Annotated in this window: 17 protein-coding genes and 1 riboswitch; of the genes, 10 read left to right on the top strand and 7 right to left on the bottom strand. The window is 70.6% G+C overall.

Annotation, left to right across the window (positions count from 1 at the left end):
- The first annotated feature begins 83 nt into the window (after positions 1 to 83).
- A complete protein-coding gene (locus tag J3473_RS19380) occupies positions 84 to 1,013 on the top strand; it encodes a hypothetical protein (protein WP_242525595.1) in 930 nt (309 codons plus the stop codon).
- Between the two features lie 46 nt (positions 1,014 to 1,059).
- Positions 1,060 to 2,103, top strand: coding sequence for a LacI family DNA-binding transcriptional regulator (locus J3473_RS00505; RefSeq protein ID WP_207021945.1), 1,044 nt, complete (start codon positions 1,060 to 1,062; stop codon positions 2,101 to 2,103).
- A 53-nt stretch (positions 2,104 to 2,156) separates the two neighbouring features.
- Here the strand turns inward: J3473_RS00505 and J3473_RS00500 are convergent, their stop codons facing one another.
- The 3 genes from J3473_RS00500 to J3473_RS00490 all read right to left on the bottom strand — a co-directional run bounded on the left by J3473_RS00500 (position 2,157) and on the right by J3473_RS00490 (position 5,437).
- Entirely contained in the window at positions 2,157 to 4,070 is a 1,914-nt protein-coding gene (locus J3473_RS00500) for a glycosyl hydrolase family 28-related protein (RefSeq protein ID WP_207021474.1), read from the bottom strand.
- Positions 4,071 to 4,223: 153 nt separating this feature from the next.
- Positions 4,224 to 4,700 carry a hypothetical protein gene (locus J3473_RS00495; protein WP_207021473.1) on the bottom strand — a complete coding sequence of 159 codons (477 nt, stop codon included), beginning with the start codon at positions 4,698 to 4,700 and terminating at the stop codon, positions 4,224 to 4,226.
- Positions 4,697 to 5,437: a hypothetical protein gene (locus J3473_RS00490; RefSeq protein ID WP_207021472.1), complete on the bottom strand. Its 741-nt coding sequence runs from the start codon at positions 5,435 to 5,437 to the stop codon at positions 4,697 to 4,699. Before J3473_RS00490 ends, J3473_RS00495 begins: the two co-directional genes overlap by 4 nt.
- A 241-nt stretch (positions 5,438 to 5,678) precedes the next feature.
- Here J3473_RS00490 and J3473_RS00485 point away from each other — a divergent pair, with 241 nt between their 5' ends.
- The 5 genes from J3473_RS00485 (at position 5,679) to J3473_RS00465 (ending at position 8,314) form a co-directional block, all read left to right on the top strand.
- Positions 5,679 to 6,620, top strand: coding sequence for a hypothetical protein (locus J3473_RS00485; RefSeq protein ID WP_207021471.1), 942 nt, complete (start codon positions 5,679 to 5,681; stop codon positions 6,618 to 6,620).
- Positions 6,621 to 6,654: 34 nt separating this feature from the next.
- A riboswitch (SAM riboswitch) is annotated at positions 6,655 to 6,755 on the top strand.
- Between the two features lie 286 nt (positions 6,756 to 7,041).
- Positions 7,042 to 7,401, top strand: coding sequence for a cyclic-phosphate processing receiver domain-containing protein (locus tag J3473_RS00480; RefSeq protein ID WP_207021470.1), 360 nt, complete (start codon positions 7,042 to 7,044; stop codon positions 7,399 to 7,401).
- Positions 7,389 to 7,805 carry a hypothetical protein gene (locus tag J3473_RS00475; RefSeq protein WP_207021469.1) on the top strand — a complete coding sequence of 139 codons (417 nt, stop codon included), beginning with the start codon at positions 7,389 to 7,391 and terminating at the stop codon, positions 7,803 to 7,805. Before J3473_RS00480 ends, J3473_RS00475 begins: the two co-directional genes overlap by 13 nt.
- Positions 7,806 to 7,915: 110 nt before the next feature.
- Positions 7,916 to 8,065 (top strand): hypothetical protein, encoded by a 150-nt coding sequence (locus tag J3473_RS00470; RefSeq protein ID WP_207021468.1) that lies wholly within the window; start codon positions 7,916 to 7,918, stop codon positions 8,063 to 8,065.
- Positions 8,066 to 8,155: 90 nt separating this feature from the next.
- Entirely contained in the window at positions 8,156 to 8,314 is a 159-nt protein-coding gene (locus tag J3473_RS00465) for a hypothetical protein (protein WP_207021467.1), read from the top strand.
- Here J3473_RS00465 and J3473_RS00460 read toward each other — a convergent pair.
- The 4 genes from J3473_RS00460 to J3473_RS00445 form a co-directional block, all read right to left on the bottom strand.
- The gene (locus J3473_RS00460) at positions 8,302 to 8,508 is read right to left on the bottom strand and encodes a hypothetical protein (RefSeq protein WP_207021466.1); all 207 of its coding nucleotides are present in this window, start codon (positions 8,506 to 8,508) and stop codon (positions 8,302 to 8,304) included. The two genes, J3473_RS00465 and J3473_RS00460, sit on opposite strands and share 13 nt — an antisense overlap.
- 3 nt (positions 8,509 to 8,511) lie before the next feature.
- Positions 8,512 to 9,066 carry a DUF6308 family protein gene (locus J3473_RS00455; protein ID WP_207021465.1) on the bottom strand — a complete coding sequence of 185 codons (555 nt, stop codon included), beginning with the start codon at positions 9,064 to 9,066 and terminating at the stop codon, positions 8,512 to 8,514.
- Positions 9,063 to 10,763 carry a nuclease-related domain-containing DEAD/DEAH box helicase gene (locus J3473_RS00450; RefSeq protein WP_242525594.1) on the bottom strand — a complete coding sequence of 567 codons (1,701 nt, stop codon included), beginning with the start codon at positions 10,761 to 10,763 and terminating at the stop codon, positions 9,063 to 9,065. Before J3473_RS00450 ends, J3473_RS00455 begins: the two co-directional genes overlap by 4 nt.
- Before the next feature lie 174 nt (positions 10,764 to 10,937).
- The gene (locus J3473_RS00445; RefSeq protein WP_207021463.1) at positions 10,938 to 11,423 is read right to left on the bottom strand and encodes a hypothetical protein; all 486 of its coding nucleotides are present in this window, start codon (positions 11,421 to 11,423) and stop codon (positions 10,938 to 10,940) included.
- Between the two features lie 236 nt (positions 11,424 to 11,659).
- Between J3473_RS00445 and J3473_RS00440 the strand changes: the two genes are divergently transcribed.
- Genes J3473_RS00440 through J3473_RS00430 form a run of 3 tightly spaced genes read left to right on the top strand, consistent with a single transcriptional unit; the run spans position 11,660 to position 13,448 of the window.
- Positions 11,660 to 12,577, top strand: a complete 918-nt coding sequence (locus J3473_RS00440) for a hypothetical protein (protein ID WP_207021462.1) — start codon at positions 11,660 to 11,662, stop codon at positions 12,575 to 12,577.
- 53 nt (positions 12,578 to 12,630) lie between these two features.
- The gene (locus J3473_RS00435) at positions 12,631 to 12,936 is read left to right on the top strand and encodes a hypothetical protein (RefSeq protein WP_207021461.1); all 306 of its coding nucleotides are present in this window, start codon (positions 12,631 to 12,633) and stop codon (positions 12,934 to 12,936) included.
- A gap of 53 nt (positions 12,937 to 12,989) precedes the next feature.
- Positions 12,990 to 13,448, top strand: coding sequence for a hypothetical protein (locus tag J3473_RS00430; protein WP_207021460.1), 459 nt, complete (start codon positions 12,990 to 12,992; stop codon positions 13,446 to 13,448).
- Positions 13,449 to 13,456 lie beyond the last annotated feature (8 nt).

Genomic DNA, 13,456 nt, shown 5'->3' with positions numbered 1-13,456 from the left:
TCCACGCCCCGTCGCTCGGCCGTTCGGTCACCCCTCGCCACGGATGCCCGGCGCCCGCCACGACGCGCTCCTAGCCTGTCGGGGTGCCGACCGGGGGTGACGACGAGCTGGCGCGCCTGGCGCGCGAGGTCCCGGCCGTGGCCGAGCTCCTCGACGAGCACGCCGCGGCCGGGGCCGTCGTCCCCGTCGTCGAGATCCCCAGCAGCACCAATCGGCAGCGCGGCCCACGCACCCCGCTCCTCGTCGGACTGCTGCTCGTCGCCCCCCTCGCGCTCAAGCTCGGCTGGCCGCACCTCGTCACCTTCGCCGACTACCTCGTCAACGGCGACCCCACCTTCCGGGTCGGTGTCGGCGTCTCACCGGTCGCCACTCCCGAGGGCGGCCGGATGCGCGTCGCCGTGCCGCTGCCGGACCCGCCGGACATCGACAGCTACGCGTTCATCGACGAGGTCGACAGCGGCGAGCCGGTCACCTTCGACCCGTGCCGTGCCATCCACTACGTGATCCACGACCCGTACGACCTCGGTGACACCGGCCGCGACGCCATCACCGACGCCGTGACCGAGGTGTCCGCGGCGACCGGGCTGGCCTTCGTCTTCGACGGCTACACCGACGAGAAGCCCTCCCCGTCGCGCACCCTGCGGATGCACCAGTACGACCGGCAGTGGGCACCCGTGCTCATCTCCTGGAGCGACCCGGAGGAGACCCCGCGCCTCGAGGGCGGCATCGTCGGGCTCGGTGGCCCGCGGGAGTCCGACCGCCCGACCACCCGCCGCAGCTGGGTCACCGGCGCCATCGAGCTCGACGCCCCGACGCTCGGCAGGTGGATCAACGACCCGCAGCGCCGCGGGGACGCACACGGCGTCATCGTCCACGAGCTCGGCCACGTCCTCGGGGCCGACCACCCCCAGGCCGACGACCAGCTGATGAGCGCGAGCAACGGGCCGGGCACCCTCCAGGACGGCGACCGCTACGCCTTCGCGAAGCTCGGCAGCGGCCCCTGTCTGCGGTGAGCGCCTGCCTCCGAGCCGGGGTGGCTACCGTGTGGGCGTGCACCGGATGATGCCCGCCCGCCAGCGGCCGACCCTCGAGCAGGTCGCCGCCCGCGCCGGCGTCTCGCGGGCGACGGTGTCGCGGGTGGTCAACGGCTCTCCGACGGTCGAGGAGGCGATGGCCGAGCGCGTCCGCGCCGCCGTCGACGAGCTCGGGTACATCCCCAACCCGGCTGCGCGAGCGCTGATGACGCGCCGCGCCGACGCCGTCACGCTCGTCGCGGCCGAGGCGACGAGCCGCGTCTTCGGGGACCCGTTCTTCGCCGCCGTCGCGCGCGGGGCCAGCCAGGAGCTGGCGCGCTCCGGGCTGCACATGGTGCTCTCGATGGTGCAGACCGACGAGGACCTCGACCGCCTCGCCGGCTTCCTGCGCGGCGGGCACGTCGACGGCGCGCTCGTCATCTCCGAGCACGGCGACCACGACGTCGTCGGGCTCGTCGAGGGCTGCGGCATCACGGTCGTCGCCGGCGGCCGTCCGGTGGCCGAGCACCCCGGCGTCGGGCACGTCGACCACGACAACGTCGAGGGCGGCCGGCTCGCCGCCCGTCACCTGCTGGCGAGCGGGCGGCGGTGCATCGCGACCGTCGCCGGGCCGCAGGACATGACGGCCGGGACGGACCGGCTTGCGGGGTTCCGCGAGGCGCTGGGCGAGGCGTTCGACGAGGAGCTCGTCGAGGTCGGCGACTTCACGACGACCGGCGGGGCGCTGGCGACATCCGTTCTGCTCCAGCGCCGCCCGGACGTCGACGGCCTCTTCGTCGCCAACGACCTGATGGCCCTCGGCGCGCTGACGGCGCTGCGGGATGCCGGGCGCTCCGTGCCGGGCGACGTGGCGGTCATCGGCTTCGACGACGCCGACGTCGCGGCGGTGGCCGCTCCCCCGCTGACGACCGTGCGCCAGCGCACCGAGACCCAGGGCCGGCTGATGGCCCAGCTGTTGCTCCAGCGCCTCGGCCGGCCGGTGCCCGACGCGCTGCCGGACCTGGCGGCGGCCGAGACATCCGGGTCGGTCGTGCTGGGCGTGGACCTGGTCGTCCGCGACAGCGCCTGAGCGGGAACCTGCTCTGCGCTGCCGCGGACGGGTCCGGGCTCAGGCGGTGCGGCTCAGGGGTACTCGCTGACGTACGCCGGGGTGCCGGTGTTGCTGTTGTCGACCTGACTTCCGACCTCGTTGACGACGTGGCGGGTCGTGCCGGCACCGAGGTTGACGGTCAGCAGGTGGTGCAGCCGTACACCCGGCGTGGTCGGCACCTGGAAGCCGTGCTCGGTGACGATCGACGGGTTGTTGCGGTTGTAGACGTACGACCCGCCGCCCCAGAGCTCGTGGGTGCGGACCTTCGGGGAGACGACGTAGCCGGCGTAGCCGAGGGTGCCGTCGGGCTGGGTCCAGTCCGCTTGCGTGGGCGGGTCGTAGGGAAGCTCGTTCTGGTAGAGGACGGTCCGTCCACGTTCGCCGTTCCAGATGGTGTTGTGCTGCTGGAAGTGCTCGACGAACAGGCCGGTCGCGGTGACGTCGTCCCCGTTGACGATGAGCCCGTTGGTCCCGGTGTTGACGGCCCAGCGCTCGTCGTCACCGAGGAAGCCGCCGGTGAAGTCCTCGACTCCGTGGTCGGCGCGCCACACCCAGGTGTGGTCGACGAGGACGTGATCGGCGTCGATCTGCAGCGCGACCTTGACCTTGCCGATGTGCGGGCCGCCGACGCGGAAGTAGACGTCGCTGAGGGTCAGCGGGTCCTTGGCGCTCGAGCCACGACCGGAGCGGTCGCCGCCCTTGCCCTTGTCGTGGTCGTCGACGTGGAGCAGGTTGCGCGACAGCTTGGTTCCCGCGTCGATGGTGACGCCGGCGATGACCGTGCCGGCACCGTCGGCGACCTCGAGGGGCGTCGCGCCCTTCTGCGCGGTGAGGGTGGCGTGGCCCATCCCGAGGACGACCGTGCCGGGACGCTTGACCTCGATGCTGCGGTCGACGTCGTAGATGCCGGGCGTCAGCAGGAGGTGCTGACCCTTGGCGAGGGCCTTGTTGATGTCCTTGACCGACTCGCCGGGCTTCGCGACGTGGAAGGCGCTGAGCGGCAGCGTCTTCCCGGGCGTCATGCCGTTCGCCCAGCTGCGGCCGCGGGTGTCGGTCTGCGCCGACGGCACGCGGACGGCCCAGCGGGTGCCGTCCATGAACAGGTACGGCTTCTCGCGGCTGACCGGCGTCTTCTCGAGCGTCGTGTACGGCGGGTTCGGGAACGCGCTGTCGTCGGGGGCGCCCTCGACGCCGGCGAAGACCTGGTTCCAGACGCCGTTGCTCCAGCTGCCCACCGTGCTGTTGCGGGTCAGCCACTGCTGCTGCGAGCCGTTGATGACCGTCTCGGCGGAGGTGTCGGCGATGAAGCCGCCGCTGGCGTACTGCGGTCCGGCGGTGCAGTAGTCCATCAGGCTGAGGTTGCCGCCCTTGACGGCGACGCGGCGCATCGAGACGGCCTGGCTGACGGCCCAGAAGTTGGCCGACTGACGGCAGCCGTCCTGGCCGGTGCCGTTGACGTCGATCGTCAGGTTGCTCAGGGTGCGCCAGAAGTTGTTGAGCGCGATGCAGTTGCTCGTCCCGCCGTCGTCCAGGCAGCGGTTGTAGACCTCGATCTTGCCGATGACGTGCACGTCGTCCGGGCTCGCGCCGAGGCCGGCGACCTCGGTGTTGTAGCCGACCTTGAGCTGCAGCGGCTCGGTGGCGGTGCCGTAGGTGCCGGGCTTGAAGAGGATGCTCCAGCGGCCGGTGCCCATCTCGTCGTCGGTCTGGGCGTCGCTGATCGTGTCCACTGCGGCCTTGATGTCGGCCGTGGCCATGCTCGGGTCGAGGACGAGCACCTTGCTGCCGAGGTCGAGGGACGGGGCCGGGGGCTTCGGCTTGGCCGGCGCCGCGGCGGCGGGCGCCAGCTGGGCCGCCGTGCCGGTGAGGGCGAGGAGGCCGGTCACGACGCCGGCGACGGCGCGGCGGGTGGCTCGGGTGGTCCTCGCGGGCGGGGGTGAGGTCATGTCGCAGTCCGTTCGCGCCGGGGCTCGCTCGTCGGTGAGAGAGCGCTCTCTGACGCGTACCCAACCACACCCCCGCTCCCCCGACAACCCGTGCGGGGGCCGGCGTCGAACCCTTGACGACGATCTGACCGAACCCTTCGTCGGCCCTGCGGTTCAGCTGAGGATGCCGTGCCGCGCGTTCCAGGCCTGCGCGCTGGAGTACGCGTCCACCATCGACCAGACCCACACGACGGGGAGCACGAAGACGCCGATGACCACGGCGAGAAGCAGGAACCCCACGAAGCAGGAGAAGAGGAACGCGAAGCCCTTCGCCCCCTGCCCGTTGACGAACTGGCCGAGCCCGGGGAGGAAGAAGGACGCGAGGACCGCGAGGCCGGGGCTCTTGGGCGCCACCTGCATCATCGGCGAGTAGCCGTACGGACCGGCCACGAGCGGAGCCGGCCGGTCGGGCGGCACGGGGTAGCTGGACGGAACCGGATGCGCCGTCGGAGCGGACCCGAACGCCACGACCTCACCGTGGACGACGGGACCCGCCCCGGGTGCCGAGACCTCGGCCCACGAGGAGCCGGTCCACCACCGCCGACTGCCGTCGGGCTGCGGGTACCAGCCGGCAGGCGCGCTCTGGCTCATGCCGCGGGCTCCGTCCGGCGCCCGAGGACCCACTGGTCGTGTCGCTCGACCCACGGCGCACGGACTGCCGGGTGGACCAGCGCGTGCCAGGTCAGGTTGCGGTCGCCGATCGTGGCGTACCGGGGTTCCTCGTACGTGTCCTCGTCGAGCGCGCCACCGGTCTGCCCGCTCAGCGCTGCGACCACACGGGCCGCGGCGTTGCCGAGGGTGACGATGGTCGACGCCCCTGACGCCTCGACCTGCCGACGAAGGCGGTCGTGCTGGCGCTCCGCACGGGCGACGATGGCGTTCTCGGAAGGGTGCTGCAGCATGTCCACGGCCGGGAGTCCCAGCTCCTCGGCCAGTGCCGCGTAGGCACCCTCTCCGGTGACGACGCCTTCGACGCCGTCGCTCATCATCGAGGTCGGCAGGCAGTCGGTGACGAAGTAGTCGTCGACCGCTACACCCAGCGGCGCGAGCCATCGAGTGTGGAGCAGGCGCCCGGAGGACCCGTTGAGCCGGGATGGACGCACCGTGCCCCACTCGGGCCGGAAGTACTCGCCGCGCCAGCGCTCGACGAAGTGCTCCATGCCCGAGCCGTCCCAGAAGGGGTGCGGCTCGTTGTCGACGGGCAGCGCCGCCACCCGTCGGCCGAGGCCTCGGGGCGGGGTCCACTCGACGTGCACCGCTGACGGATAGGCGCCGACGACGACCGTCGACACCTCTCGCAGAGGCGTGCCCATGGCCAGGTCGCGCACCGGCGCACCGAACGGAAAGGTCCCCACCGTCATCCCCCATCGCTGTGACTACCCGACGGAACGCTAGAGGGCTGGTCCGACAGGGTCCAGTGCGCAGGACAGATTCAGCCGTTCGGCCGGTCTCGCGCCGGACGGGCGCGAACGTGCATCCGCCTGCTCCTAGGTTGTCGGGGTGCCGAACGGGGGACTTCGCGCGCGCATCGACGCGCTCTCAGGTGGACCAGGTCGTCGACAGCGCGAGATGCTGCGTCGGCTCGAGGAGCTGGACCGACTCGACCTTCGCAACCCTGACCCGGAGCAGGTGCTCTGGCCGGACGGTCGGTCCTCCCGCCACGATCCGAGAGCCTGGCAGCCGTCGCTGCCGCAGCCGCTCGCCACAGTCCCGTGGTGGCAGCGCCACAAGCGCGGCAGCGCACTCCTCGCCGTGTGCGTCCTGGCCGGCGGATGGTTCGCCGCGCCACACGCCGGCGAGTGGAGCAGCAATTTCACGTCGGCGCGCATCGCGGCCGGAGAGCAGCATCCGCCGAGTTCGGGCTCGAGCAGCCGTCAGCTGCCGGCGGTCGCCCTCACCGACATCCCGCGCTCCGACCGCTTCGCGTTCCTCGCGACACAGGACGACAGCGCCGCGCCCATCACCTTCGACCCGTGCCGTCCGATCCACTACGTCGTCCGGGACCGAGTGGGGCCGCGGGGACGCAAAGTCATCAGTGCCGCAGTGTCCGAGGTGTCCCGGGCCACCGGCCTCCGTTTCGTCGACGACGGGCTGACCGATGAGGCGCCCACGAAGGACCGGGCGCTCTACCAACCGCAGCGTTACGGAGAGCGCTGGGCACCGGTCCTCATCGCCTGGAGCGATGCTCGTGAGGAGCCGGAGCTGGCGGGCAACACCGCGGGACTCGGCGGCGGACGACCGGTGCGCGACACCCACGGTCGCCTCACCTACGTGAGCGGGAGCGTGTGGCTCGACACCGAGGCACTCGCTCCCGACCTGTCGACCGTGGAGGGTTCACGCGGCGTCCAGGCCGTGGTGATGCACGAGCTCGCGCACGTCCTCGGTGCGGCCCATGTCCCGAGCTCCCGTGAGCTGATGCACGCGGAGAACTCCGGACAGACGAGCTTCGGTGTCGGGGACCGCTACGCCCTCTCGATGCTCGGCAACGGCGAGTGCGTGCCCGGACTCTGACCTGGTGTCGCACCTCACCGCTATGCTGGTCACAGCTCACGAGAGGCAGCGACAAGCCCTGGCTTGCTGTCCGGCAACCCCTCCCGCGGGGGTGCCCCAGGTGACGAGCTGGTCATCCGATGACAACAGCGGATCTCCACGGTCAGGCCGAGGGGTCCGTGTGACCCCGAGGAGCCACCGTGCCCGTTTCCGGCAACCCCCACCACCCCGCCCAGCTGCCGACCGGATGGACGGCTGACGCACTCGACGCGCTGCCCACAAGCGATCTCGTCGAGCACCTCCGCTTCCTCGACCACGAGATGCGGCACCACCCCACGGCGCGCGGACGGTGGTGGCGCTCGAAGCATCTGGCGGAAGGGCGTCGAGCGCTGACCCGCCGGGGCCACTCCCCCGACGCCTGGCAGACCGCTGGGGGCGGCCGATGAGCGGCTCGGTGCTGCGCGTCCTCGTCGACGACGTGCGCGTCTTCCGCGACGGCCGCGAGGCGCTCCTCGCCCGGACCTCGGCCGAGGCGCTGTCGTTGCTCCGAGCCCTGGACGGCCGCTTCGTCGACGAGCTCTGGCTCGACCACGACCTCGTCGGTGACGACACCGTGCAGCCGGTCGTCGACCACCTCGTGGCGCGGGCCGCCGCCGGCGAACCCCTTCCGGTCGGGCGCATCTACGTGCACAGCGCGAACGTCCGTGCGGGGCACCGCGTCAACGCCGAGCTGCTCGCCGCCGGCTACCCGTCCCGACGTTCCTTCGTCGCCGGTATGTGGAGGCATCAGTGGACGGCATGACCCGGAACCACCCTCTCCCGCCACCGGAAGCGTTGCTGCCGCTCGTGGACGACCTCGTCCGGACCGTCGAGTGGCTACGGCGCGAGGTCGAGCGAGGCGACGCGACCATGGCCAGTTCCTACGCGGCCGCTGCGGTACGCCGGGGAGAAGCCGTGGCGATGGCGGTCGACGTCTGGAACGGTCCGACGCGATCGTCTCGAGCACGCCCCGATGGCGTGGTGTCCCTGGCCGGCGACGACGTCCGCACTGCCGTCGAGCGACTGTCGGACCGGGACCTCCGCGACCTGCACGGTCAGCTGTCCTGGGACCTGCACGCCGAGAAGCGGGTGGGTCCGGCCGACTGGCTGCGTGAGTCGCTGGCGCACGTCACCTCCGAGATGGACCGCAGGGGCTGGCCGTGGTGAGGTCAGGCGGCAGCGGACAGCACCTGGCCACTGTCGCCATGGGCTACGGCGCCGATCGAGCGTCCTGCCAGTACTTCGCCTGGTGCGAGACGTGCGCACGGGGATCGAGCATGTTCGACCACGCCATCGCACGCGATCTGGTGGCCCTGCACCTGATCGATCCGGAGCGAAGCCCCGTGCACAGCAGTCTGGATGCCGAGGCCATCCGCGTCCGGGCTGACGACGAGCTGGGGCACCGTTCCCATGGCTGTAGGACATGACGACCGCCTGGCGGATGCCTGGCGCCGTCGAGGCGCGAGCAACGAGGAGATGATCCGCGACGCCGAAGAGTTCGGCCTCGGGCCGACGCGGTGTCGGGCGCGTTGGACGATGCGGCGGGCTACCTGAGCGCGGCTGTCTTCCACGACCTGGGAGACCTGGCGGCGGTGTATCTCGAGCTGGCCGACGGCGATCCGGGCGAAGGGTGGGAGCTCTGGTCGGCCGACGGAACCGCGGATCAGGCCGTCTGACCGGAGCCGGTGTCGGACCTGGTCTTCTTGATCCTCCGGCCGTGCATCCAGAGAGCGACATCGAGGTGCCGTAGCCGGCGGTTGACGTGTCCGACGTTGACGTCCTCCCGCTGCTGCACCTCATCGATGATCTCGTCCAGGCGTCCGCGGGCCTCGTCGTCCTGGATGATGTGCCGGTAGACCTTCCAGTCCACCTGCTAGTCCTGCTTCGGGCCACTCAACCCGAGCACCTCGCACACCACGGAGTCGCGTACCGGGAAGAGGTCGGGGCGCTTGCGGGCGCTCAGTTTCGAGGCCGTCACCCACGGGTTCTTCTTCTGGGTCGCGTCCAGGGACAGCGCCCGCTTCAGGGCCTCGTGCAGGGAGGCCATCGCGAGGAGCGTGTCGTTGTCGGCGACCATGAGGTCGGCGTCCAGTGGCAGGTGCTCCTCCGTGAGCAGCACGCGGATCTCACGGTTCGTGGCCGTCATCTCGAGCAGACGACGCACGGCCTGCGGCTCGGCCTGCACCCCGAGGAGGGTCAGCGACAGGAGGTCCCCGCTGGTGATGGCGTACGGGTCGACCGGGTCGAGGTCGAGGAAGGTCGCCCCGGCATAGTTCGACGAGCGGTCGTAGTGGAGCGCGACGTCCTCGACCGCCTGCGGCGCCTCGAGAACCTTCTTGGCCTTGGCGAGCGCCTGGTCCTTGAGGCTCTCCGGCGCTTCGAGCCAGCCGTCGGGCACCGCGCGGAAGCGGTCGTCGGTCGTCGTCATGATGTCCCCCTGTCGGTCGTGGTCACGGTAACCCCCAGTCCCAGCCGTCTCGCCACTTCCGGACCACCGATGTCGCGAATCACGTCCGGCGGTCCGACGACCACGAGCTTGTCCGTTGCCCGTGACAGGCCGACGTACAACCGCTCACGAGACCGGTCCTTGACGGACGCCTCGTTGGCGCACAGCACGACACATCGCCGCTCGAGCCCCTTGAAGCCGAGGACGTGCCCGTAGAACACCTGGTCGGTGTCCCAGAACGTGTCCCAGTACCCGGCCTGCCCGAGCATCTCCTGCCGCGCCACCTGCTCGTCGTGGCGCGCACCGGTGGTGAGCAGAGCGACGTCCTCCGGCCGCCAGTCCTGCAGCAGCGCCTCGACGGCGTCGTCCGCCACGTCGAGGGCGTCGTCCAGCCCGCTGGGGATGAACGTCACCTCGGGTCCGTCACCACCACGAGACCGCATCCGCATCGGCGCCAGCGGGCCGAAGGTCTCGGCGATCTGCCGCGTGTTCCGCAGGTTGTGGTCGAGGACGATCGGCACGAGCGGGACCGGCGGCGCCCCGAACCGCTGGAAGACCCGCTGGTTCTCGTCGCTGTAGACGTACAGACCGCCGGTTTCCTCGTCCCGGAGGCTGCGCATGATCGGCGCCCACCACAGGTCGGCGAAATCCTGCGCCTCGTCGACGACGACCGCGTCGAACTTCTTGCCGTCCGGCAACGACGACGCGAGCTCAAGCATCTGCTGCGGGAGCCGCTCCTCCCAGAAGTCCGGCTCGTCGCGACCGCCGAACTCCTCGACGCCCACGTACCGCGCCAGGTCCTCGAAGGTACCGCAGAAGGCCGGGCGGTGCTTGCGGTCGACCGTCTCCATGAGCCGGCGGAACCGGCTCGCGAGCCCGAGCGAGTAGCACAGCAGGGCCACGCGCTGCGCCGGCCGACCGTTCCCTCCGCGGGTCAGCTCCTTGGCCTGGGTCGTCGCGAGCACCGTCTTGCCGCTGCCCGCTCCCCCGCGCACCTCGAGGCGCGAGATGAGCCGGGTCGCCCCGAGGATGGCCGACTGCTCGAGGGTGAGCCGGTCGGCGCGGCTCTCCCGCTCGTCGGCCTCGGCCAGCAGCGTGCGCTGGGACAGGTTACGGCCGAGGAGGATCTCGGCGATGAGGTCGCAGTCGTCCGCGCTCGGCGCGCGAAACCCTGACTCCTGCTTGGCCGCGATGTCCCAGAGTCGACCCGCCAAATCACCGAGGTCGTTCTTGCCGTGGATCATCCACCGCGGGCAGTCCGGCGTCGCGAAGTCCTCGTGGATGCTGGTCCGCGGCGTGATCACGGTGTGCCCGAACCTGACCCGGGTCCGACTGGACCCCTTCCATCTGGGGTCGCTCCTCACGTACGCCCATAGTGCGTGCTTGCCGTCGCGCGCCTGGTCGACAGGATGGATGACCCGGGTGCCCTCTCGGGAGGTCGCGGTCCGCCACTCGCCGTCGGCGATGGTCACGTTTCCGCCCTTGACCTCGCCCACGATCACGCCGACGTCCGGCATGAGGACGACGAGGTCGAACTCCCAGTCCTTCTTCTCGTCGGTGAGCCGGACGTTGGCCAGGATCGTCCATTCGTCCGGAGCCTGCTCGACCAGCTTCTTCCACGCCTCGCCCTCGGACGCGGTCGCGAAGACGGGCTGCACCGGCCTCAGTCGGGCGGTCACGAGAGCCGCCTGGCCTCGTCGAGGTCGACGGGCACCCGGTCGACGTTGCCCCACCGATGCCCGCACCTGTTGCACTGCCGCTTCTTCATGTCGTCTCCCACCACGCATCCACCGAGCACTATTCCGGGACCGGGCGGTCGCACCGGGTCCCCGTAGGCGATGTTCAGCACTGCTTCACCACCGCAGCTCGGGCACGGGGAGTCTCCCTCGTCGACATCCATCGGGGAGGACGCACAGATCCAGCAGCGAGTCGAACGAGCCGATCAGCTCGTCATCCCGCCGCACGAGGTACCCCATCGAGCGTGCCTCCACGACGACGCGGGCCACATCTTCGTCGGGGAGCTCCACCCACTCCTGGCCGACCATGCTGTGCCCCAGGTGCAGGAGAGCCACGAGCGTGGGCGGCAGGGTCTCCAGCGCGACCATCCCGGCGTTCGGCGGCCAGTCACCGTCCGCAACCTGCCCCAGCTCGCGAACGTCGTAGGCCACGTCGTCGGCGATCTCGTCGTCGTCGACCGGAGCACCGACCGCTCGTGCGTCGCCATAGGTGGCGGCCGCCAGGGCGGCTTCGATCTGCGCCGTCGTCTCCTCGAGGGTAAGGCGCGGCACGATCGTCGTGTACCCGTACCGGGAGGCCCCGTAGACCAGCTCGTCACTCATGGGCCGGAGGTTATCGGCCACCCACAACACACGAGACAGGTTCGTGGGCAAAGCTCTTCGCGATGCGCCGATCCCCTCATGGAGCCGGCGGACCAGGGAGGTGTCCCAGCGCGGTCAGCAGGCCCTCCACCTTCTCCACCCCACCGACCCCCGCACCTCGGGGTTCGCCGCGAGCGTGTTGGACCCTTCGGGCACGCTGTGGTCGCAGCCGAGGACGAAGGAAGAGGGGGGCGTTCATGGGGCGGAACGAGCAGTCGGGGGTCGACCTGGAGCGGTCGATCGAGGAGGCGTGGAGCCAGTACGAGGGGCAGCTGCTGCGCCGGTTGGAGTGCCTGGAGGACGGGCAGAGCATCCTCGTCCAGACCCAGGGTGATGAGCCCACGGATGGCGCCCTCCCCTACGTGCAGGTCCTGTCCTTGGCCGAGGGCTCTGCCTTCCGGCTCGAGGCGAGCAGTGACGCTTTCCTTGCGCCGGAGTTCCGTGGTGGTGCGGAAGGCCACCGGTTCTTCACCGGGCTGGGTTTCTTCCCCCCGAGTGAAGACTCCGCGGACGACGCGTCCATCTGGTTCCTCTACGCGAATGCCACGGATTGCCAGCACATTGCCAGGACAATCGTCCGTGTGCTCCGCGAGGGCTTCGGCGTGGTCCACCCGCTCCTCCTCGCCGGTATGCCGCCCGGACCGGAGGGGCTTGCGCCGACGCCCCCTCCCATCCCGGCCAGTGACCTCGACCCGGTGGACCTGGATCTTGCCCACCCTGTGGGCAGTGCGTTCGAGCTGGTGGAGCTCGTGCGACGCACCATGGCGACTGCCGGCGAGAACACCGAACTCGACGAGGACGGCGACGTGCCGTTCGCGGTGGGCCACCGTGCGGCTTACGTCCGGGTGATGGACCACGAGCCGACCGTCCGTCTGTTCTGTGTGCTCGTCCACGGCATCCGATCACAGCGTGCCGCCCAGCGCGAGGTGGGCCTGCTCAATCGCGACACGGTGGGATTGCGCTTCGTGACCGACCACGGGCTGCTCGTGGTCGAGCACGACCTGCTCGCGGCACCGTTCGTCCCCCGCCACCTCGTCCAGGCCGTCGAGCGGATGCGTGCAGCGGGCGGCAACACGGCCCGTGACTTCGCTCTCCGTACCGGCGGCGTGGCCTGAACAACCGACGTAGCGTGCTGCGCAGACGACCAGGGGGGCGAAGATTGATTCAGGTGCAGTGGGTCGGCTACGGCAGCGAGGGCGTCGAGGCACTCCGTGATGTCGTGTCCAAGGCGAAGGCGACACACCCGGTGGCTCGTGCCACCGTGATCGTCCCGAACAACATTGCCGGCATCGTGGCTCGCCGCCGGCTGGCAGAGGGCCTGACGCAAGGAGGGCCGGGCGTGGCGGCCATACGCCTGCTCTACCGTCCTCAGATCGACGCCTACCGGCGCATCATCGACGATCACAGCGGCGGATGGGTCAGCGGAATCGACCTGATGTTCGTCTCGACCGGCCTTCGCGCTTCGCACCATTGAAAGCCTCGCGGTCACTTGAACAGCCCACGACATTTCGACAGGAGCACTCCCCCGTGACGACACCACTCCCCGACCCGCCCACAGCGAAAGAGCTGCGGGCGGCACGGCTCGCCCACGTGCTGGCCGCCGCCGTCCGCGCCGACGAGTGTGAAGCAGCCGACGTCCTGCGGGTGCTGCGCCACGAGCTCCGTCGACTCAACACGCGAGGGGCCGAGAAGGCGCCGCGCAGATCCGTCGAGGCCCAACGCGTTCTGGACACCTACGGGGCCGACCGGCCGAGGAACGGGTCGCCGGACGCACTCCACGCGGACCACGTCTGGGGTCTTGCCGAGTCCCAGCTGCGCGTGCTCGACACGGTCGCGCAATGGGTGGATGAGCTGCACCGCCTCAAAGAGGTGGTGTGCGTGACCGCGACCGAGAACTACCGCCTCATGGCACTCGAGCGTGCTGGGGTCTGGGGAGACGAAAAGTATCGCCAGGCCGACATCGATCTCATCGAGGTGCCCTCATGAGGAACCCG

This window comes from Phycicoccus sp. DTK01 (genome assembly GCF_017312765.1).
Classification (GTDB): domain Bacteria; phylum Actinomycetota; class Actinomycetes; order Actinomycetales; family Dermatophilaceae; genus Phycicoccus; species Phycicoccus jejuensis.
This window is presented reverse-complemented; position numbering and strand designations above follow the sequence as displayed.